This window comes from Megasphaera hominis (assembly GCF_014269395.1).
In the GTDB taxonomy this organism is placed as follows: Bacteria; Bacillota; Negativicutes; order Veillonellales; family Megasphaeraceae; genus Megasphaera; species Megasphaera hominis.
Genome location: NZ_JACOGK010000019.1, coordinates 1 through 19,137 on the forward strand (window position 1 = coordinate 1; position 19,137 = coordinate 19,137).

Genomic DNA, 19,137 nt, shown 5'->3' on the forward strand with positions numbered 1-19,137 from the left:
GTTCGATTAGAGATTTTCCTGGTTTCCATCGGACATAACCTCTATAAATATCACAATAAAAAACTACGCTTGCAGAAATCCGCATAAACTGTAAAAATACTGCTTTATGGGGAAAGGGGCTTTGCGCCCATTTTTCAAAGGTCATTCTCTAAAAAAGGAAAAAGAGCATGAAAAAAAGGAAGTGGACAAAATGCTTTCGCATTTTGTCACACTCCCTTTTCTTTATCCTATATATGTATATGGTACAATACAGACAGGAAAAGAAAATGAGGTGATTCCATGCAGATACATGAAGAAGAACAATTAACGATCCATTTGCAGCAGTTTATCCGCTGCAGCACGATTTCCAATGAAGATGTAGAACAATTCGACTGGCCTGAGTTTACGAAACTCCATGGCCTGTTTAAAGAGTTTTATCCTACGCTGTATAAGGAGTTTTCTGTAACCGATGTAGGCCGGGCAGGCCTTCTCTTTCACTATGCTTCAGGCCACAAGGAAAAGACACCCCTCGTCCTCAGTGCCCATCAGGACGTGGTAGAACCGGGTGTCCTGTCGTTATGGCACCAGGAACCCTTCAGCGGAGCCTATGCCGACGGCTGTGTGTGGGGCCGCGGCACGACAGACTGCAAGCATCTCTTCCTGGCCGAAATGGAAGCCGTAGAAACACTCTTTGCCCAGGGCTTCCGGCCTGACTATGACCTCTATATTGCCTTAGGGTACAGTGAAGAAATATACATGACCAGCGGGGAAGATGGCGGCCGCTTATTGAAGGAGGCCTTTGACGCGCAAGGCGTCAAGGAAATCGTTCTTTTTGACGAAGGCGGCAGTATTACGACTGACGCACAGGGCCATCGCGTAGCCCGCGTCGGCCTCGGGGATAAATCGCAAATCGTATATGAATTATACAAGGAAGGGACAGGCGGCCATTCCAGCGTGCCGGGGCTGCACACAGATATGGGCGCCCTGGCCCGCTCTATCGTAGCCTTGGAGGATCATCCCCGTCCGTATAAGCTGACCGACCTGGCACGGGGCCAGCTGCAGGGCCTGGCGAAGCTGGAAACGGGAGAAAGACAGCGCATCTTTGCCGACCCTGACCGCCACTGGGACGAAGTGTGTGCCCTGGCGGCGGAGGATCCGCAGCTCGACGCCCTGTTACATACGACGCTTTGTGTCACCATGGCCCAGGGAGCCCGGCAGGTAAACGTCATTCCTGCCCGGGTCAGTGCCATGATCAGTGCCCGCGTCCTGCCAGGCGAAACGGGAGACGAAATTCTCGCCTATATTCAGCAGTATCTGACCGGTGGCATTCAGGTGCGCCGCGTGTCCGGGATTGATCCGGTTCATGAAGATACGCCGCATAGTGAAGAGTTTGCCTGTGTCGCCAAGACGATTCAGGACGTGTACGGTACGGATGTCATGGTTATGCCGTCCCTCATGCTCTTTGCTACGGATTCCCGCTATTATGCCGACATTGCCAAGCACATCTTTCTCTTTAGCGGCTACGAACAGGATCAGCGCTGGGGACCCATGCATGGTGTAAACGAAAAGATTCCTGCCGATGCCCTGCCGGGCGGCCGTGCTTTCTTCATGCAGCTGTTGCAGAATTACTAAGTATCAAAAAAGATAGTATAGAACAATAAAGTGCGTTCTTCCTAAAAGGTACTATAAATGATAGGATACACTCAGAAGCAAGAAGGAGGCACTTAGCTATGCAAAAAGATGTAGGTTCTGTTATGGCGCTCTATCCGACGCCCGTTACGATTGTCGGTCTGGTCAAAGACGGCCAGGTCAATTTCCTGACTGTAGCCCATGTAGGGGTTGTTGAACATGGCCATTTGCTCATTAGCATCGACAAGGCTCATACCTTTTCTGATGCCGGCATTAAGGAGCACGGTGTCGTTTCCGTAAGCCTTGTCAACCGGGAGCTTTTGACCGCTGCCGATTACTGTGGTATGCATAAAGGCGCGCAGGAAGATAAGTCCGGCGTGTTCCGCTATCATTTTGGCGAGCTGGCCTATGCGCCTATCCTCGACGATGCGCCCGTATCCATGGAATGCCGCATTGTGGACTCTATGGAAGTGGGCAATTTTACCAACTATATCCTAAAACCGGTGCATACCTTCGTCCAGGAAGAATGCCTGAACGAACGGGGCCGCGTAGATTACGAGAAAGTGGCGCCTGTCCTCTTTGAATTCCAGAACGGCCAATACCTGAGTACAGGCAAGGTTATAGGGAAATGCTGGAGCGAAGGCAAAAACTATACACCAAATAAATAAGCAGAAAAAATGCCGGACCGTGAACGGGTCCGGCATTTTTATATCATAGACTGATATAATTTTTCCAGATTTTTCTGCATGGTTTCCAAATAGGTCTCTGTCCCATCCCCCTCTTCAAGGGTTTCAATGACTTCTACGCGGGCACCGATTTCCCGGGCCAGCGTATTGGGAATACGGGGGCTTTCCCCGGCTTCCATAAAGACCGTCGTCAGACCGTCACGGCGGCATTCATCAGCCAGATTCTTCAAATGGTGGATGCTGGGCTCACCGGCAGCGAAGACGTTGCTCAGGCTGAGCTGGGTTAAGTTAAAGTCGCTTGCCATATAAGAAAAGGCAGCGTGTCCTGTGACGAAGGTGTGCCGCTGAGCGGCAGCAAATTTCCGGGTGTATTCGGCTAAGAGACTGTCAGCTTTGCCGGTAAACCGGGCGTAGCGCTCGTTATAATAGGCGGCGTGGGCCGGATCGGCAGCGACGAAGGCATCGCGCATATTGCGGGCTTCCACTTTGGCGTTCTTTAAGCTTAACCAAACGTGAGGGTCGGCGGCCTTTTCTTCCTTTTGGCCGGGCAGTACCTGTTTCATTTCAATGTAGTGGATGTCGGCGCCATCTGAGGCCGTGACGACGCGAAGCTTCGGGTTATGTGCTGTAGCGATGGCTTTGGGTGCCCACTCTTCCAGATCACAGCCGTTGATGATAAACACATCGGCCTGGGAGAGGGCCGAAAGGTCCGACGCTTTTGGCTGGAAATCATGGGGTTCTTCGCCAGACGGGATAACCGTATGGATGGTAATTGCATCACCGCCAATTTCCCGGGCCAGTTCTTCCATGGCATAAAAGGAAACGACGACGGACAGTTTATCCTGTGTGGCCGGCTCCGGTGCTGCCTGGTGCTCACTGGCACAGCCTGAAAGAAAGACGAGAAGAAGAGCGAGAAAACAAAGAAGAAGGCGTTTCATACTAAGTCCTTTCAAAATTCATAATTGCGAATACCTTGCGTTTGCACTTAAAAAGAGGATATAATATAAAATATTACTTGTCAACGCCTGTACCTGTATTTCTTATGAATCTATTAGCCGGCGCGGACAGGGATTTACAGAAAGAGAGGATTTTCCATGATCCAGTTGTCACACGTCTATTATGCGTACGAGATCGGCACGCCGTATTTACTGCGCGACTTGAATCTGACGATCCATAATGGCGATTATATTTCTATTGTCGGTGAGAATGGATCCGGCAAGAGTACCTTTGTCAAATTGCTCCTGGGACTTTTAAAGCCCTCAGAAGGCAGCCTGGTCAATGATTTCAAGCGCACGAGCTACGTCTCCCAGCGCTTTGAAACGCTGAACCAGCAGTTTCCCATTACCGTCCGGGAAGTAATGAATACGTACTGCAAGGTCCTGCACATCAAAGACCGCAGTCTCGTCGACCACTATTTGGAGCTCATGAAAATGGGCGAGTACAGCGACTCCCTCATTGGCAACCTGTCTGGCGGCCAATGCCAAAAGGTCTTTATTGCCAGAGCCCTCTTAGGGCATCCGGATTTGCTGATCCTCGATGAACCGTCGACAGGGATCGACGTCAAATCCCAGGCCGAGCTCTACCCTTTTTTAAAGAAGCTCAACGAAGAGCACGGCCTGACCATCGTTACGGTCGAACATAATCTGCGGGCGGCCATGCGCAATTCGAAGTTCCTTTATCACGTCGCCAATGGCAGCGGTCATTTATGCTCGCCGGAAGAATATATCCGTGAATATGTAAAAGAAAATACAGGAAGTGAATCGTATGTTTGAATATTCCTTTATGCAGAACGCCTGCATTGTGGCCTTGCTCATCTCCCTGGTGTGCCCTATGATCGGCATGTTCCTCGTCCTGCGCCGCTATTCCATGATCGGCGATGCCTTGTCACACGCCTCGTTAGCAGGCGTAGCCGTAGGTCTCCTGATCGATGTAAACCCTATTATCAGCGCCTTTTGTCTGACCAGCTTTTTTGGCGTCCTCATCGAAGCCCTGCGTAATCAGTTCCGCCGCTACGCGGAATTGGTTCTGATCATCGTCTTGTCCTTGTCGGTAGGCATTGCCATTACGATTATCAGTGCCGGCCTGGTTCATACCAATGTAGAATCATTCCTCTTTGGCAGCATTCTGACGGTTTCCTCGACGGATGTCTGGTCCGTCGTTATCCTCAGCATTATTTCTCTGACGACCATCCTTTGGCTCTACCCCCAGCTGGTCATGATTACCTTTGACGAAGACGGGGCCCGCGTAGCCGGTGTACGGGTCAAACTGATCAATTATATTTTTTCTATTCTCGTAGCAGCTACGATTTCTGTATCAATCCGCATCGTGGGCATTCTGGTCATCAGTTCCCTCATTGCCCTGCCGGTGGCAACGGCCTTGCAATTGCAAAAGGGCTTTCGCCGAACTCTGCAATTTTCCGTGCTCTTTAGCTTTATCGATATTTTAACGGGCCTTTTTGTCTCCTATTGGATTGATGCGGCACCAGGCGGTGTTACGGCCATTACGTCCGTCGTTCTCCTGCTCTTCGTGCTGCTAGGCAAGCAGCTGCGCCTTTCCCTGGGCCAGCGCCAGAAACGAAAGGAGCTGAAAGCATGACAGACAGCAAAAATTATGAAGAGTTCCTGCACCAATATGGCCTCAAAAATACACGGCCCCGCAAACGGGTGCTGGAAATTCTCTTCGGCCAGGAAGAACTGTTGACGGCAGAAGAAATCTATCAGGAATTATTAGAAGCCGGTGAGACCGTCAACGTATCGACGGTCTACCGCGTCCTCGAGCTCTTTACGGAAAAGAAGCTCGTCGAAAAGACCTTTCTGCCGGAAACGAGAAAGTATGCGTTCTCCCTGCGTATGCCGGGACACGTCCATTATCTTATTTGCATCCGCTGTCATAAAAAGGTGGATCTGTCCGGCTGTCCCTTGTCGGAGTATGAAAGGAAGGTAGCCGCTAATACGGGCTTTGATATTATCGGTCACCGCCTGGAATTATATGGTCTCTGCAAGGAATGCCGGGACAAGGACGCGGCAGGAGGGACAGAACAGCATGAATAGTACCTGGCTGGCAGAACACGTACCTGCCTTTGTAACGGTGCCGACGCAGCTTTCCCTGTATTGCCGCCGTTTGTCTGATAGTGAACCCTGGTTATACCAGGACCGGATCATGCCGTCGGCCAGCTTGATTAAGTTACCGATTATGAGTGCCCTGTTCCGGCAGGAAAAGGAGGGCGCCCTGACACTCGAAGAACGCTGTACCGTAACGGAGAGTGTCGAAGGCGGTTCTTTTTATGGCCGCGACGGCGCTGTCGTAGCCTTGCAGGAGCTGGTCTTTCATATGATCGTCGAAAGTGACAATACCTGTGCCAACCTGCTTATAGAACGCCTGGGACTGGATACCATTCAGGCTGAAATCGACAGGCTGGGGCTGGTACATACGAAAATCTGCCGCAAAATGATGGATTTTGAAGCAGCTGCCGCTGGCCGGGAAAACCTGACCTGCGCTGCCGATATGGGCCGCTTTTTCAGCCTGCTTGCAAACGGCCAGTGTGTCGATCCCCGGCGTGACAAGGCTATGCGGGATATTCTCAGCCGGCAGGAGGATAACTGTATTCTTCCGGCCCAGCTGCCACATACGGTCCGCGTCGACCATAAGACAGGCGAACTGGATGGAATCTATCATGACTGCGGCCTCATCTATGCGCCAGGCGGAACCTTTATTCTCTGCCTCTTGGCCCGCCATGTGGCAAATGAGCCGAAATTATTTTATGAATTATCTTATTTTACGCGGGCACTGTACGATGAACTGCAAAAAAAGTAAAATTTTAGAATACTTTTCTAGAAACACATACAGAAATACATGCATGTATGTTATAATTAGATATTCAGGAAAGAGGGCAGCGAGGCTATCGGTCGTGATGGGGGATTTGCATGTTGGCTGACGAGGGGAAACAAACAGAAGCGCCAGTGCCGCAAGAGTATATTGTGCCACTGGCCGGTATCTTTAAAGTGTTGGGAGACCCGACACGGTTGCGCATTTTGCAAGTACTGATGCAGGGCGAATGCTGTGTAGGCGACGTAGCAGAACGCTTGTCCATGGAACAGTCTGCTGTATCCCATCAACTGCGTATTTTGCGGGACGCCGGCCTGATCCAGTACCGGCGCCAGGGAAAACTGGTCTGGTATTCGCTGGCTGACGACCATGTCTATACGCTGCTCGCCGTTGGCTTGCAGCACGTAGCCGAATAACGGGTGCCCTTAGGGGAAGAAGGATATAATTATATGTATATAGGTTTAATGCGTCATGGAAAAGCAGAACCCTTTGTCACCAGTCAGGATGACGCCTTGCGGCAGCTGACAGAGCGGGGACGGCGGGACGTGACGGCTATGGCAGCCTTAGTACGTCGCTGGTGGCCTGCCGGTACTACGCAGATCTGGACCAGTCCGGTACTGCGGGCACGGCAGACGGCAGAAATCATGGGACGGCAGGTCCGCCCCGAGGCGGTACAGCAGCAGGATGCCCTGGCGACAGGCAATCTGGATGGGTTATACAAGAGCCTGGCCAGGTACGACGACAAGGCTTCGTTGCTGCTCATTGGCCATTCACCGTATCTCGAAAGCTGGACAGAGATGCTGACGGGAATGAAATTAGACTATAAGACAGGCAGCCTGGCCTTTTTTTCGTACGATGCCTATGATGGGGCTTACGGCAAAGCCAAGCTACTGCTTTATATACACCCTGCAGCAGCCCAGATGCTGCTGCGTCAATAAGATGCATTACTATACCGGGAGGTTTTATATATGAAACATGTATTATCTATTGCAGGTACGGACCCGTCAGGTGGTGCCGGTGCAGCGGCGGACTGCAAGACCTTTTGTGCTCATGGCTGTTTTGCCCTTAATGTCATTACAGCCGTCGTATCCCAAAATACGCAGGGCGTGCGTGGGTACATGGATGTCACACCGGATTTAATTGCCGATCAGATCGATGCCGTCTTTGAAGATATCGACGTAGATGCCGTAAAAATCGGCATGGTCAGTGTACCGGAAACGATTCGCGTCATTGCCGATAAGCTCAAACAGTATACACCGCGCGTTGTCGTCATCGATCCCGTCATGGTAGCGACGAGCGGCCACCGCCTGCTCGTACCGGAAGCGGAACAAACTTTGCGGGATATTCTTTTGCCTTTGGCAGATGTATTGACGCCGAATATTCCTGAAGCAGAAGTGCTTACGGGCAAAGAAATTCACAGCCTGGCTGATATGGAAGCGGTGGGCCGGGAAATTGCAGCCATGGGAGCCAAGGCAGTACTCGTCAAGGGCGGTCACCGTGTAGAAGATGCGACGGATTTGCTCTTTGACGGTACGGACGTTCATTATTTTAAAGGCCAGCGCGTAGAAAGCACGAGTACCCACGGTACGGGCTGTTCCTTGTCGAGTGCCATTGCCTCTAACCTGGCTAACGGCATGAAGCTGAGCGACGCTGTAGCAGCGGCCAAGCACTATGTATTTACCGGCATTGCCCATGCCGAACCGATTGGCAAAGGGCACGGTCCGATCCATCATTTCTATGAATTATATAAAAAAGCAGGTCTCATATAAACGTGAAGTTGAGGTGATACTATGTTCAAGACGAAGATGAAAAACGCAATTTTGGCAGCCGCAGCGATCTGTATGGTCGGCGGCTCGGCTCTGGCTTATACACCGGCAGAACAGACGTATCAGGAGGCTCTGGCCTACGCGGCTGCCCATCCGGAAGGCAGCTATACCTTACAGGCCGATGCTGAGTTACCCTTCTTGGGCAACGCTGCTGCGACCAGCGTAAGCTATGTAAAACTGACGCCCTTCCAGGTCCGCTCTGACAGTCAGGTGACACTGGCAGGTAAAAGCAGTGAGTGGACGTCGTGTTACGTCGAACAGAATGGGGCCGATTTGATTGCCTATTATCCCGTCCAGTCTGCAGAAGGACAAAAGCCTGTGTGGCACAAAATGAGTGTACCCCTGCCGAGCGCCCAGCCCTTAGGGCAGACGTTAGCCAAGCAGAATGAAAAGCATAACGTCCTGAGCGGTGTCAAATCCGTTACGGCAGTGGGGAATAATACGTACCAGGTCGTTTATGACATGTCCCGTGTCTATAAAGAAGGGGACGAAGCCGAATGGAAAAAGGAAGGCCTGACGAAGAAAGAGGATATTGCCGCTGTGAAACAGTTCCTCGTGGCCTTACGTGATTCCGGTGACCTGACGGTAACCTTTACGGTCGATCCGGCAACGAAACGGATCTTGAGTGCGACGGCGCCGGTTACACCGCAACTGCAGGCCGTACTGGGCAGTGCCCTCGATGCAGCAGCACAAAAAGCTCCGGACAAAAAGGCGGAATTGTCCCTCATGAAGAGCTACCTGCAAAACAGCAAGGTGAATCTGCAATACCGCTGGGCCCAGCTGCCGCAGAATATAGAACTGCAGGTACCGCAGACCGTTAAAAAGGATGCTATAGCAGATAAGAATGTTCATTAAAGAAGTCATCTTATCATATAAAAACTTTTCGCGTTAATAAATACTTTTTATTGACATATAGCTCAAAATAAAAGACAATAGAAGCAGGGAGTATTAGCGGAAAAAATATGATAAGTGAAATCAGGAGGTAAGAAATTGGCTAAGAAGGAAAAGCTGCTCGTAATTCCTTTGGGAGGTCTGGGTGAAATCGGCAAAAACATGACGGTCATCCAATATGGTGATGACATTATCGTTGTCGATGCCGGTTTGGCATTTCCGGACGACGACATGTTCGGCATTGACCTGGTCATTCCCGATATGAGTTACCTGATAGAAAACAAAGATAAAGTACGCGGTGTTGTCATTACCCATGGTCACGAAGACCATATTGGCAGCCTTTCGTACTTGCTCAATGAAGTGAACGTCCCCGTATATGCCACTAAGCTCGTCTGTGGCCTGATTGAAGGGAAACTGAAAGAAAATCACATTACAAATTATTCGTTAAATGAAGTACATCATGGCGACGAAGTGCAGATCGGCTGTATTAAGGTAGGGTTCATTCATACGAACCATTCCATTCCCGATGCCAGCGCCTTGTATTTCCGTACACCTGTAGGAACGATTGTCCATACAGGCGACTTCAAGATGGATTTGACACCAGTAGACGGCATGCCCATGGATCTGCATAAGTTTGCCGATCTCGGACGGCGCGGCGTACTGTTGCTCATGTCCGATAGTACCAACGCCGAACGGCCGGGCTACACGGAATCGGAAACGACCGTCAGCTCTGCCTTCCGCAAGGCCTTTGCTGACGCCAAGGGCCGCATTATTCTGGCAACCTTTGCGTCTAATATCTCCCGTATTCAGCAGGCCATCAATACGGCCGTCCTGTTTAAGCGCAAAGTCACTGTCTTGGGCCGCAGTATGGTCAACAATGTCCAGATCGCCATTGAACTGGGCTATTTGGAAGTGCCTGAAGGCGTCCTCATTGAACCGGATGAATTGAACCGCTATCCGGCCGATCAGGTACTGATCCTGACGACGGGCAGCCAGGGTGAACCGATGGCCGGCCTGTCCCGCATGGCTTCGAACAATCACCGCAGCGTGAGCATTATGCCGGGCGATACGGTCATCATTTCCGCAACACCGATTCCGGGTAATGAAACAGGCGTAGGCCGGACTATCGACAATCTCATGAAGCTCGGCGCTAACGTCATTGCCGGCAGGGATAAAAAAATGCATGTATCCGGTCATGCCAGCCAGGAAGAGCTGAAAATAATGCTCAGCCTGATCAAACCGAAGTATTTCATTCCTGTCCACGGGGAATACCGGATGCTGCGCCGTCACGGCGAACTGGCCGTACAGATGGGTGTAGAAAAGGATCATATACTCATTGGCGACAATGGACAGATTTTCGAATTTTCCAATCGTGCCGGTCATAAGACGGGTCACGTCAATGCCGGCCGGGTCTTTGTCGACGGTCTCGGCGTCGGTGACGTCGGTAATATCGTCATCCGTGACCGCCAGCAGCTGGCCATGGAAGGCATGGTCATCGTCGTCATGACCTTGGCCAAGGGCACGAGCCACATCCTGGCCGGCCCGGATATCGTCTCCCGCGGCTTTGTCTACGTCCGCGATTCGGAAGAACTGATGCGGGAAGCCCACGAAAAGGTGGCTGCCGTTCTGGAACGCTGTGAAGCAGGCAATATCCGTGAATGGGCCGTAATCAAATCGCAGGTACGGGATACGCTTAGCCGTTACTTGTACGAAAAGACGCGGCGCCGTCCTATGATTTTACCGATTATTATGGAAGTGTAAGTACACAAAAAAATTGACAGCGGAGGTAGACACCTCCGCTGTCATGTTTCGTTTTTGCTGTTTCTATTACGGAAAGGAGTGAAGTTGCATGGATCAGAAGCATGCTACTTCTTTGACAGCAGCAGGCTTCTTTGTTGCATTGATGCTGGTGCTGGCGTTTTTTAGCTGGTCTGTGCCGATCTTTCCCTCTATCGGGGCTATGGCACTGGCCTTTGTATTGCCTGTCTTTGCCGTTCGTTACGGCTGGCAGCAGGCACTGGCAGCCGGTGTCTTACCTGTCCTTTTTTTGGCCACCCTGTTTGATCCGTACCTGGCCGTCATGCATTGGGGGCTGGCAGCCCTGCTGGGCTTTGCCGTCGGCGTAGGAATGCAGCGGAAATATGATCCGGTCTATATCCTGCTGGCCGTGGCGGGCACCTTGATCGCCTTGACCGTTCTCACGTGCGTGGCAGCGTATCTTTTCTGGCAGATCAATATCTTTACGGTACTGCAGCAGTGGTTTGGAGAAATCGTAGATATGGCCTTTGCCAGTTATCAGCAAAGTAACCCCGGGTCTGTGCAGCTCATGAGCCTCCACCAGCAGATGGAAATGCTGAAGGAAACCGTTCCGGCCCTGATCCCACTGGAATACTGCCTGGGCCTCGTGGTCATGGTCTATCTGAGCCTGCGCGTGGCTCAATACCTGCTCACGCGCCAGGGCATTTCCGTACGGCCGTTCATGCCTGTACGCCTTTGGGAAATTCCCCGCTGTATGGTATACTTATATGTACTGGCATTGGTTATGAAATACTGGGGTGTATCGCGTAGTATTGACTGGCTCAGTATGATTGCTGTCAATGTCGATCATTTTTCAGCCTTTTTTATTACCCTTCAAGGGGTAGCTTTTATTTTATATCTCTTGCATCGCCGTACGCCCTTGCGTTCAGCGACGCAGGCGATGCTGATTGTCATCACTCTTGTTATCCCCATATTCCAAATGGTGGCCTTCATTCTTGGCCTGGTTGATATGCTCTTCAACTACCGGAAGAAACGGGAGGCTGCATAACTGCAGGAGGCGGGAATATGTTTAAAAAATTACTGTACAATCGCAATGAGGAGACTTTCCTATGCGTGATTTTCCTCTTATTGCTGATCATCGCCGTGTACAACTGGATCATCGCCCTCTTGGTGGGCATTGTCATTGGCGGCGTATATGTACTGACACATAAAACCAACAACGAACGAAATAAGGAAATCAGTCAGCTTTTTGATGCCATTTCCCAGAGCGTCGATCAGGCTTCGACCTATGCCGTACAAAACCTGCCCATTGGCATTGCCATCGTCGATATGGAATCGAGCCTTTGCTGGGCCAACAGCGTCTTCCGCGATTGGGTAGGCGATATTGACGAAGATCAACGCTTGGATTATATTATGCCGAATCTCAATATTGATAAGTTTTGGGGCAAATTCGGTTATTTTTTCGAGCACATCGGTCAGCGGTATTACCGTGTCGTATATAAGTATTTACAAACAGAAGCATCGGATGACGAAAACTACTTGATCCTGTACTTTGAAGATATTACGGAAACCGAACGGCAGAAATTAAACTGCCTGGCAGCTATGCCCGTCTTTTGTGATATTGCCATCGATAATATGGAAGAAGTCGGCAAGGGCATGACCGCCGTCCAGCAGGCTACCCTCTGGACAAACGTCAACAACTGCCTCATCGACGAGCTGACAGCCCACAAGGCCTTCGTTCGCTCGTATGACAACGATAATTACATTGCCTGCCTGAGCCGGGAAGCCTTGAATGAACTGAAGGAAGATAATTTTTCCTTCCTCGAACGGATTCGTTCCATTCATACGGTAAACCGTATTCCCGTTACGGTCAGCATGGGGATCGCCGCTTTTCCAGAGGACGTAGTCCTGCAAGGGACGGCTAATTTCAATGAATTGGCTGATAAAGCCCGGGCCGGCTTAGACTTGGCCTTAGGCCGCGGTGGTGACCAGGTCGTGGTCTACGAAGAAGACGGCTCAGCTCATTTCTACGGCGGCAAAACCCGGTCTGTAGAAAAGAATACCCGTGTTCGTGCCCGCGTCGTTGCCCAGGCTATCCGCGAATTGATTGAAACGAGTGATTTCGTCCTCGTCATGGGGCACGAACGGGAAGACTATGACAGCATCGGTTCAGCTATTGGTGTAGCCCACATGGCACGGCTTCTGGGCAAGCCCGTACACGTCGTCATCAGCCATCAGACAGAAGCCATTGAACGCATCGAATCGGCTATCCGCGACGTGCCGGAATTTAAGGATCTCCTGATTACGGCAGAAATGGCAGAAGCGGCTTGCAACGAGCAGACCCTGCTGTTTATCGTCGATACACACCGGCCGGATATGACCGTGGCGCCAAAACTGCTGGAAAAGACAGAACGCCGCGTCGTCATCGATCATCATCGCCGCAGCAGTGATTTTATTCAAAAGCCGCTCCTTACGTATATGGAACCGTCCAGCTCCTCGACGAGTGAATTGGTGACGGAGCTCCTGCAGTATTTTGATGATGATATTGAATTACAAAAGATTGAAGCAACAGCCTTATATTCAGGTATTATTGTCGATACAAAGAATTTCTCTGTCCAGACTGGCGTGCGGACCTTTGACGCGGCTTCGTACCTGCGCCGCAGTGGCGCAGACCCGGACATCGTACGGTCCCTCTTTAGCTCTGACTTTGATTCTGTTAAACTAAAGGCACGGCTCCTTTCGGAAGCACGCATAAAAAACGGTATTGCCATGGCGAGCTGCCCGAAGGATGTGCCCAATGCCTCTATTATTGCTGCCCAGGTGGCAGATATGCTGGTCAACATTACAGACGTAGAAGCCAGCTTTACCTTTTTTGAATTACCCGATGCCGTTATTGGCGTCAGTGCCCGTTCTAAAGGCGATATAAACGTACAGCTGATCATGGAAGCCATCGGTGGCGGCGGTCATCGTACCGTTGCCGGCGTCCAGCTCAAAGGCCGTACGCTTGCCGAAGCACAGCGGGACGTCATGGATGCTATTCATGAAGTATTAGATAAAGGGAGAGATAAAGGATGAAAGTAATTTTATTACAGGATGTCAAAAAATTAGGCAAAAAAGGCGATATTGTAGAAGTTTCCGAAGGCTACGGCCGTAATTTCCTCCTGCCCCGTAAACTGGCAGCACCGGGAACGTCGGAAAATATTAATGATGCCAAACAGAAAAAGGCAGCTGCTGCCCATAAGGCTCAGGTAGCTTCTGACGAAGCCGTAATCCTGGCGAGCCAGCTTAAAAAGGTGGAACTTACTATCCCCGTTAAAGTAGGCGAAGGCGGTAAAATCTTTGGTACGGTTACCGGTAAAGATGTGAGCGAAGCAGCGCAGAGACAGTACCAGCTGGATCTGGACAAGAAGAAAGTAGAAATCAAGAACCCTATTAAAGCGCTGGGCACGTACGAAGTCATTATCCACGTACACCCGACGATTACGAGTAAAATTACCATTCACGTTGTGGAAGGCTAAGTTACATTTTTTGAGGATACGCGTATGAAAGAATTATTAGATAAACTGCTGCAGCGTCATAAGTACTTGGAACCGACGGCAGAAGAAGAACTGCGCCGTCAGGTCAATGTCTTATACGGTGCGTTTACGGGACTAATTGGCCCGGAAAAAATGGTTCTCCGGGCGAGCAAGTTTTCCGCCCTGGCTTATGTTCATTCTGAAGATCCACGCCATCGTTTGGTGGGCTTGCAGCGACTGATCTATGAAGATGCTTCTTACGATAAAATCCCAACGGACGATGAAGTAGTTGATGTCCTGAATGAAATGGAAGCGGTACTGGCTGAAATGTTGGCCCGTCAGGCTGTAGAAGAACGGCTGGAAAAGAAAATCACCCAGCGTATGGAAGAAAAGCAACAGGAGTACGTTCAGGAAATCAAAATGCAGCTCATTAAGGAAGAACTGCATGATGTAGAAACACCACAAACGAAAGAAAAACTGGAAGAACTGGAAAAACTCGATACGGTCCACTTGACCGAATCGGTTATGCAGCGCGTACGGCCGCAAACGCTGCGCGCTATTGTCGGCCAGGACCGGGCTGTGGAAGCTATGGAAAGCAAACTCGCTTCCGTCTATCCCCAGCATTTGCTCCTCTACGGCCCGCCGGGTGTAGGCAAGACGACGGCAGCCCGTATTGTGCTCAATGAAGCAAAAAAGCTGCCCTTTACGCCCTTTGGTCCCGATGCGCCCTTTGTAGAAACCGACGGGACTACGCTGCGCTGGGATTCCCGGGACATGACGAACCCTCTCATCGGCTCCGTGCACGACCCGATTTATCAGGGCGCCCGGCACGACCTGGCGGATACGGGGATTCCTGAACCCAAGCCGGGCCTGGTGACGGAAGCACATGGGGGCATTCTCTTTATCGATGAAATCGGCGAAATGGACCCGATGCTCCTCAACAAGCTCTTGAAAGTTTTGGAAGATAAGCGTGTAAAGTTTGAATCTGCCTATTACGACGAATCGGACCCCAATATTCCGGCGTATATCCGCAAGCTCTTTGCCGAAGGGGCGCCGGCTGACTTTGTCCTCATCGGGGCGACTACACGGGATCCGTCGGAAATTAATCCGGCTATCCGTTCGCGTTGTGCAGAAATTTATTTTGAACCTCTCGTACCGGCAGATATTCAGGAAATCGTCCGCAATGCGGCGAAAGAGCTGGGGGCTGTCATGGAAGACGGCGTAGCTGAGCTGATCAGTACCTTTACCATTGAAGGCCGAAAGGCCATCAACATCTTGGCCGATACGTATGGCCTGGCCGTTTTCCGCGCCGGAAGCAAGGATAATCTGGTTCTGACGAAGGATCTGGTAAACCGCGTTGCCCAAATCAGCCGTCTCGTGCCGTACGTAACGGAAAAGGCTTCGTCTGAACCGGCTGTAGGCAAGGTATTCGGCCTGGGCGTTGCCGGCTTTTTGGGCTCGGCCTTAGAAATAGAAGCCGTTGCATTTCCGGCCCGTACACAGGGAAAGGGCTATTTTCGTTTTAACGATACGGCCGGCTCCATGGCCAAGGACTCCATGTTTAATGCGGCCGCTGTGGTGCGCCGTGTAACCGGGCAGGAGCTTTCTGATTATGATATTAATATCAATTTCGTCGGTGGCGGCAATATAGACGGCCCTTCAGCGGGCTGCGCCATTACGACGGCATTGATTTCCGCCGTCACCGGCCAGGCCGTGCGGCAGGATATTGCCCTGACGGGAGAAATTTCCGTACAGGGCCTGGTAAAGCCTGTAGGCGGCGTTTTTGAAAAAGCCTATGGTGCCCGGCAGGCCGGTATGAAAGGGATTATTATACCGGAAGAAAACCGGCGGGATATTCCGGACAATCATTTGAATCTGACCATTCACTGTGCCCGGACCATTGAAGATGTCCTCGCCGTCATGTTAGTGAAGTAGGAGCGAAGTTATGGAACAACGTATTCCACCGCAAAACGTAGAAGCGGAACAGGCCGTTTTAGGCGCTATGATGCTGGAACATAATGCCGTCATTTCGGCTATGGAAATATTAGAGGCCCATGATTTTTACCGGGATGTGCACCGCATCATTTTTGAGGCCATGGAGCATTTGCACCGGGAAAACAAGGAAATTGATCTGATCACCCTTCCGGAAGAGTTGCGGCGTATGAAAAAACTCGATGCAGCCGGTGGCCTGGAATACGTCCTCAGCCTGCCCAATTTAGTGGCAACAGCAGCGAATGTAGAATACCATGCCAATATTGTCAAAGAAAAGGCCATGGTACGGGAACTCATCACGGCCTGTTCCGATTTGAGCGCTGAAGCGTATAACGGCAGCAAGGATGCAGAAGACCTCATTGATGAGGCCGAACGGAAGATATTCCATTTGGCAGAAAATAAGAAAAACAGTGATTTTGCTCCTGTAGCGTCCATCGTCGAAAAGACCATGGATAAGATAACCCTCCTTTCCCAGACGAAGATAGGCTTTACGGGTTTAAGATCGGGATTTACGGATCTGGACAAGCTTACGTCGGGCTTTCAACCGTCTGACTTGATTTTGGTCGCCGCCCGGCCTAGTATGGGCAAGACGGCGTTTACCTTGAATATTGCGAATAACGTAGGCGTTAAACAGCATAAGACAGTAGCCTTCTTCTCTCTCGAAATGAGCAAGGAACAGCTGGTTCAGCGTATGCTTTGCCAGCTATCCAAACTGGATTCCCAGAAGCTCCGTACAGGCCAGCTGCAGCAAGGACCGGAATGGAATGCCTTGACGGATGCCTGCAGCCTCCTTTACGAAGCGCCTATTTATATCGACGATACACCGGGCATTTCCGTTCAGGAAATGCGCTCTAAGGCCCGGCGCCTGAAATCGGAGCACGGCCTGGATTTGATCATCGTCGACTATCTGCAGCTCATGCAGGGGCGTAATCCGGAAAGCCGGCAACAGGAAATTTCAGAGATTTCCCGTTCCCTCAAGGCCTTAGCCCGGGAACTGAACGTGCCTCTCATCGCCTTGTCCCAGCTGAGCCGTAGTGTAGAAAGCCGTCAGGATAAGCGGCCTATGCTCAGTGACTTGCGTGAATCAGGGGCTCTCGAACAGGATGCGGATATCGTATCCTTCCTCTACCGGGAAGCCTATTACAACAAAGAAACAGAAAATCCGAATATTACAGAAGTCATTATTGCCAAGCACCGTAATGGTCCGACCGATACGGTCAAGCTCTTCTTCAAGAGTGAATGTACCCTCTTTGAAGATCTGACTCCTGTAGAAGGTCCATAAACGAATCCCCCTCCGGCCACTGCAGGAGGGGGATTGTTATTTGCCCTGTGTAATATCCAGGTTGCGTAAGAGAATTTTTTTGCCGCGCCAGGCAAAGGGATAGGTCCCATAGGCGCTGCGGAATTGCTTGTTTGTCAGGCCCTCTAGGTCTGCTTCTGTCAAAAAGGGCAGACGGCTTTGGTGAAACTCCGCGATAGGCGTCTCCGGAACCGCTGCATTATGGGGACACACGCGCTGGCATTCGTCGCAGCCGAAAATCAAGGGCGTCTGGCGGATAATGGCACATTCCTCCGGCGAGAGATCGCCTTTTTTTTGGGTCACATAGGATTTGCAGCGCTCGTATACATAGCCGTCTTTAGAAAGGCAGGCGCCGGGACAATGGCGGTAGCAGGCACCGCAATGGAGACATTCGCCCTGATTGGGTGCATCCGGGTCTAAGGGCAGGGTAGTCAGGACGGCGCCGATAAAGCAGTACGAGCCGTAGACCGGATGAATGAGGCACTGGTTGTCACCGACAAAGCCCAGGCCGGCCTGGACGGCTAACAGCCGTTCTGTCAGGGGCGATGTGTCAGCAATCGCACGCTGTGTACCGCCCAGGCCGGCCAGGCGGGCAGCAATCTTTTCTAAGTACGCCGGTACGATGAGGTGGTAATCGGGCAGCTGGCAGTAGAGAGATAAATTGGCCGGCTTTACTTCAGGCAGAGAATAGGGGAAGAGAACGACGACGGCAGCCTGGCAGCCAGGCAAAAGGCCTGTCAGATCGTAGCGTTCAGGGCCGTAGCCACTGGCCAGGGGGCAAACGGGCGCCGCTATGGCCGGTTCTGGCAAATGGGCCGGAGCAATACCCGTACAGGTAAGCCCCAGCTGGGCGGCATATTCTTTAATAAAGGTACTATTCATACGTATCTCCCCGGATTTCTTCCTGTTGCTGCAAGGCTGCGGCAGCGTCCTGGCGGCGAATGTAATCATAGGCTGTGATATAACAAATATCCAGATGTTTTTCCATAGCCTGGCCGGCGGCCTGGGCGTCGTGCCGTTCTAAGGCGGCGAGTATGTGGGCATGCTCTTCTGCCGCTTCTGCACAGCGGCTGCGCCGGCTGTACAGGGAGTTAATGCCGGTACGCTTGATTTTGTCACGCATTTCTTCAATGAGCGTGCGCAGCATGAGATTGCCACTCGATTCGATAATCGTGTTGTGAAATTCTGTATCGTAGCGGATAAATTCCTGATAATCCGGCGCTGCGTGACTGCGCTTGTATTTATACAGCTGTTGCTGTACTGTCTGGCGGAGCACGTCCAACTGGTCGGCTGTAATATGCTCACACGCCAGCTGGACGGCCAGCTTTTCCAAGGCTGTGCGGATTTGGAAGATGTTTTTCAGGTCCTTCATTCCCAGATCTTTGATCAGGATGCCGCGATGGGGCAGGTACTGGACCCAGCCTTCTTTTTGCAGCTCCAGAATGGCCCGCCGGACCGGTGTCCGGCTGATCTGCAACTCCGCAGCCAGCTTCCGTTCGCTCAGTACTTGGCCGCTGGCATATACCTGATCGAGGAGCCGCTTTTTAATCGTTTTGTATACTTGTATCTGCAAGGACTGATGTTTATACTCCATGGACATAAGGCCTCCTTCCGCGCCGCGTGTTTCTCTCTGTATTATACCATATGCCGTACCGGCCAGGGCAGGCTCCGTCAGGAGCACGCGAATATGGTATAATAGAACTGCACAGGTATGCGAAAAACGGATAAGGAGGCGT

Annotated in this window: 19 protein-coding genes; 16 read left to right on the forward strand and 3 right to left on the reverse strand. The window is 51.3% G+C overall.

The features are described from left to right. The first annotated feature begins 279 nt into the window (after nt 1–279). Both H8J70_RS07265 and H8J70_RS07270 read left to right on the forward strand, forming a co-directional pair. Nucleotides 280–1,611, forward strand: coding sequence for a M20/M25/M40 family metallo-hydrolase (locus H8J70_RS07265; protein ID WP_186503202.1), 1,332 nt, complete (start codon nt 280–282; stop codon nt 1,609–1,611). A gap of 98 nt (nt 1,612–1,709) precedes the next feature. Next, on the forward strand, nt 1,710–2,276 hold the full coding sequence (locus H8J70_RS07270) for a flavin reductase family protein (protein WP_186503203.1): 567 nt from the start codon (nt 1,710–1,712) through the stop codon (nt 2,274–2,276). A gap of 38 nt (nt 2,277–2,314) precedes the next feature. Here H8J70_RS07270 and H8J70_RS07275 read toward each other — a convergent pair whose 3' ends face one another. Then, a complete protein-coding gene (locus tag H8J70_RS07275) occupies nt 2,315–3,232 on the reverse strand; it encodes a metal ABC transporter solute-binding protein, Zn/Mn family (protein ID WP_186503204.1) in 918 nt (305 codons plus the stop codon). A gap of 156 nt (nt 3,233–3,388) precedes the next feature. Between H8J70_RS07275 and H8J70_RS07280 the strand changes: the two genes are divergently transcribed. From H8J70_RS07280 to dnaB, 14 genes are all read left to right on the forward strand, one after another. Continuing rightward, nucleotides 3,389–4,066: a metal ABC transporter ATP-binding protein gene (locus H8J70_RS07280; RefSeq protein ID WP_186503205.1), complete on the forward strand. Its 678-nt coding sequence runs from the start codon at nt 3,389–3,391 to the stop codon at nt 4,064–4,066. Then, nucleotides 4,059–4,889, forward strand: coding sequence for a metal ABC transporter permease (locus H8J70_RS07285; protein ID WP_186503206.1), 831 nt, complete (start codon nt 4,059–4,061; stop codon nt 4,887–4,889). Before H8J70_RS07280 ends, H8J70_RS07285 begins: the two co-directional genes overlap by 8 nt. After that, nucleotides 4,886–5,344, forward strand: coding sequence for a Fur family transcriptional regulator (locus H8J70_RS07290; protein WP_186503207.1), 459 nt, complete (start codon nt 4,886–4,888; stop codon nt 5,342–5,344). The genes H8J70_RS07285 and H8J70_RS07290 overlap by 4 nt, the downstream gene beginning before the upstream one ends. Then, nucleotides 5,337–6,107, forward strand: a complete 771-nt coding sequence (locus H8J70_RS07295; RefSeq protein WP_186503208.1) for a serine hydrolase — start codon at nt 5,337–5,339, stop codon at nt 6,105–6,107. Before H8J70_RS07290 ends, H8J70_RS07295 begins: the two co-directional genes overlap by 8 nt. Nucleotides 6,108–6,217: 110 nt before the next feature. Further along, nucleotides 6,218–6,535 carry an ArsR/SmtB family transcription factor gene (locus H8J70_RS07300; RefSeq protein WP_186503209.1) on the forward strand — a complete coding sequence of 106 codons (318 nt, stop codon included), beginning with the start codon at nt 6,218–6,220 and terminating at the stop codon, nt 6,533–6,535. Nucleotides 6,536–6,568: 33 nt separating this feature from the next. Further along, nucleotides 6,569–7,057: a SixA phosphatase family protein gene (locus H8J70_RS07305; protein WP_186503210.1), complete on the forward strand. Its 489-nt coding sequence runs from the start codon at nt 6,569–6,571 to the stop codon at nt 7,055–7,057. Between the two features lie 30 nt (nt 7,058–7,087). Continuing rightward, entirely contained in the window at nt 7,088–7,888 is an 801-nt protein-coding gene (gene thiD, locus H8J70_RS07310; protein ID WP_186503211.1) for a bifunctional hydroxymethylpyrimidine kinase/phosphomethylpyrimidine kinase, read from the forward strand. Between the two features lie 21 nt (nt 7,889–7,909). Next, complete coding sequence (locus tag H8J70_RS07315) at nt 7,910–8,800, forward strand: hypothetical protein (RefSeq protein ID WP_222433625.1); 891 nt, start codon at nt 7,910–7,912, stop codon at nt 8,798–8,800. A gap of 135 nt (nt 8,801–8,935) precedes the next feature. Further along, nucleotides 8,936–10,597, forward strand: coding sequence for a ribonuclease J (locus H8J70_RS07320; RefSeq protein ID WP_186503213.1), 1,662 nt, complete (start codon nt 8,936–8,938; stop codon nt 10,595–10,597). Nucleotides 10,598–10,685: 88 nt separating this feature from the next. Further along, nucleotides 10,686–11,642, forward strand: coding sequence for a YybS family protein (locus H8J70_RS07325; RefSeq protein ID WP_186503214.1), 957 nt, complete (start codon nt 10,686–10,688; stop codon nt 11,640–11,642). A 17-nt stretch (nt 11,643–11,659) separates the two neighbouring features. Beyond that, nucleotides 11,660–13,669: a DHH family phosphoesterase gene (locus H8J70_RS07330; RefSeq protein WP_186503215.1), complete on the forward strand. Its 2,010-nt coding sequence runs from the start codon at nt 11,660–11,662 to the stop codon at nt 13,667–13,669. Beyond that, nucleotides 13,666–14,112: a 50S ribosomal protein L9 gene (gene rplI, locus H8J70_RS07335; protein ID WP_186503216.1), complete on the forward strand. Its 447-nt coding sequence runs from the start codon at nt 13,666–13,668 to the stop codon at nt 14,110–14,112. The genes H8J70_RS07330 and rplI overlap by 4 nt, the downstream gene beginning before the upstream one ends. A gap of 24 nt (nt 14,113–14,136) precedes the next feature. After that, complete coding sequence (lonC, locus tag H8J70_RS07340) at nt 14,137–16,044, forward strand: Lon family ATP-dependent protease (RefSeq protein WP_186503217.1); 1,908 nt, start codon at nt 14,137–14,139, stop codon at nt 16,042–16,044. 10 nt (nt 16,045–16,054) lie between these two features. Beyond that, on the forward strand, nt 16,055–17,383 hold the full coding sequence (dnaB, locus tag H8J70_RS07345; protein ID WP_186503218.1) for a replicative DNA helicase: 1,329 nt from the start codon (nt 16,055–16,057) through the stop codon (nt 17,381–17,383). A gap of 36 nt (nt 17,384–17,419) precedes the next feature. Here dnaB and H8J70_RS07350 read toward each other — a convergent pair whose 3' ends face one another. Continuing rightward, nucleotides 17,420–18,283, reverse strand: a complete 864-nt coding sequence (locus tag H8J70_RS07350) for an epoxyqueuosine reductase (RefSeq protein WP_186503219.1) — start codon at nt 18,281–18,283, stop codon at nt 17,420–17,422. Next, nucleotides 18,276–18,995: a GntR family transcriptional regulator gene (locus tag H8J70_RS07355; RefSeq protein ID WP_246415302.1), complete on the reverse strand. Its 720-nt coding sequence runs from the start codon at nt 18,993–18,995 to the stop codon at nt 18,276–18,278. The genes H8J70_RS07350 and H8J70_RS07355 overlap by 8 nt, the downstream gene beginning before the upstream one ends. Nucleotides 18,996–19,137: the final 142 nt, after the last annotated feature.

Coding starts and splice junctions, on each gene's coding strand:
- H8J70_RS07265 (WP_186503202.1), top strand. CDS start 280: ATGCAGATACATGAAGAAGAACAATTAACGATCCATTTGCAGCAGTTT.
- H8J70_RS07270 (WP_186503203.1), top strand. CDS start 1,710: ATGCAAAAAGATGTAGGTTCTGTTATGGCGCTCTATCCGACGCCCGTT.
- H8J70_RS07275 (WP_186503204.1), bottom strand. CDS start 3,232: ATGAAACGCCTTCTTCTTTGTTTTCTCGCTCTTCTTCTCGTCTTTCTT.
- H8J70_RS07280 (WP_186503205.1), top strand. CDS start 3,389: ATGATCCAGTTGTCACACGTCTATTATGCGTACGAGATCGGCACGCCG.
- H8J70_RS07285 (WP_186503206.1), top strand. CDS start 4,059: ATGTTTGAATATTCCTTTATGCAGAACGCCTGCATTGTGGCCTTGCTC.
- H8J70_RS07290 (WP_186503207.1), top strand. CDS start 4,886: ATGACAGACAGCAAAAATTATGAAGAGTTCCTGCACCAATATGGCCTC.
- H8J70_RS07295 (WP_186503208.1), top strand. CDS start 5,337: ATGAATAGTACCTGGCTGGCAGAACACGTACCTGCCTTTGTAACGGTG.
- H8J70_RS07300 (WP_186503209.1), top strand. CDS start 6,218: ATGTTGGCTGACGAGGGGAAACAAACAGAAGCGCCAGTGCCGCAAGAG.
- H8J70_RS07305 (WP_186503210.1), top strand. CDS start 6,569: ATGTATATAGGTTTAATGCGTCATGGAAAAGCAGAACCCTTTGTCACC.
- thiD (WP_186503211.1), top strand. CDS start 7,088: ATGAAACATGTATTATCTATTGCAGGTACGGACCCGTCAGGTGGTGCC.
- H8J70_RS07315 (WP_222433625.1), top strand. CDS start 7,910: ATGTTCAAGACGAAGATGAAAAACGCAATTTTGGCAGCCGCAGCGATC.
- H8J70_RS07325 (WP_186503214.1), top strand. CDS start 10,686: ATGGATCAGAAGCATGCTACTTCTTTGACAGCAGCAGGCTTCTTTGTT.
- H8J70_RS07330 (WP_186503215.1), top strand. CDS start 11,660: ATGTTTAAAAAATTACTGTACAATCGCAATGAGGAGACTTTCCTATGC.
- rplI (WP_186503216.1), top strand. CDS start 13,666: ATGAAAGTAATTTTATTACAGGATGTCAAAAAATTAGGCAAAAAAGGC.
- lonC (WP_186503217.1), top strand. CDS start 14,137: ATGAAAGAATTATTAGATAAACTGCTGCAGCGTCATAAGTACTTGGAA.
- dnaB (WP_186503218.1), top strand. CDS start 16,055: ATGGAACAACGTATTCCACCGCAAAACGTAGAAGCGGAACAGGCCGTT.
- H8J70_RS07350 (WP_186503219.1), bottom strand. CDS start 18,283: ATGAATAGTACCTTTATTAAAGAATATGCCGCCCAGCTGGGGCTTACC.
- H8J70_RS07355 (WP_246415302.1), bottom strand. CDS start 18,995: ATGGAGTATAAACATCAGTCCTTGCAGATACAAGTATACAAAACGATT.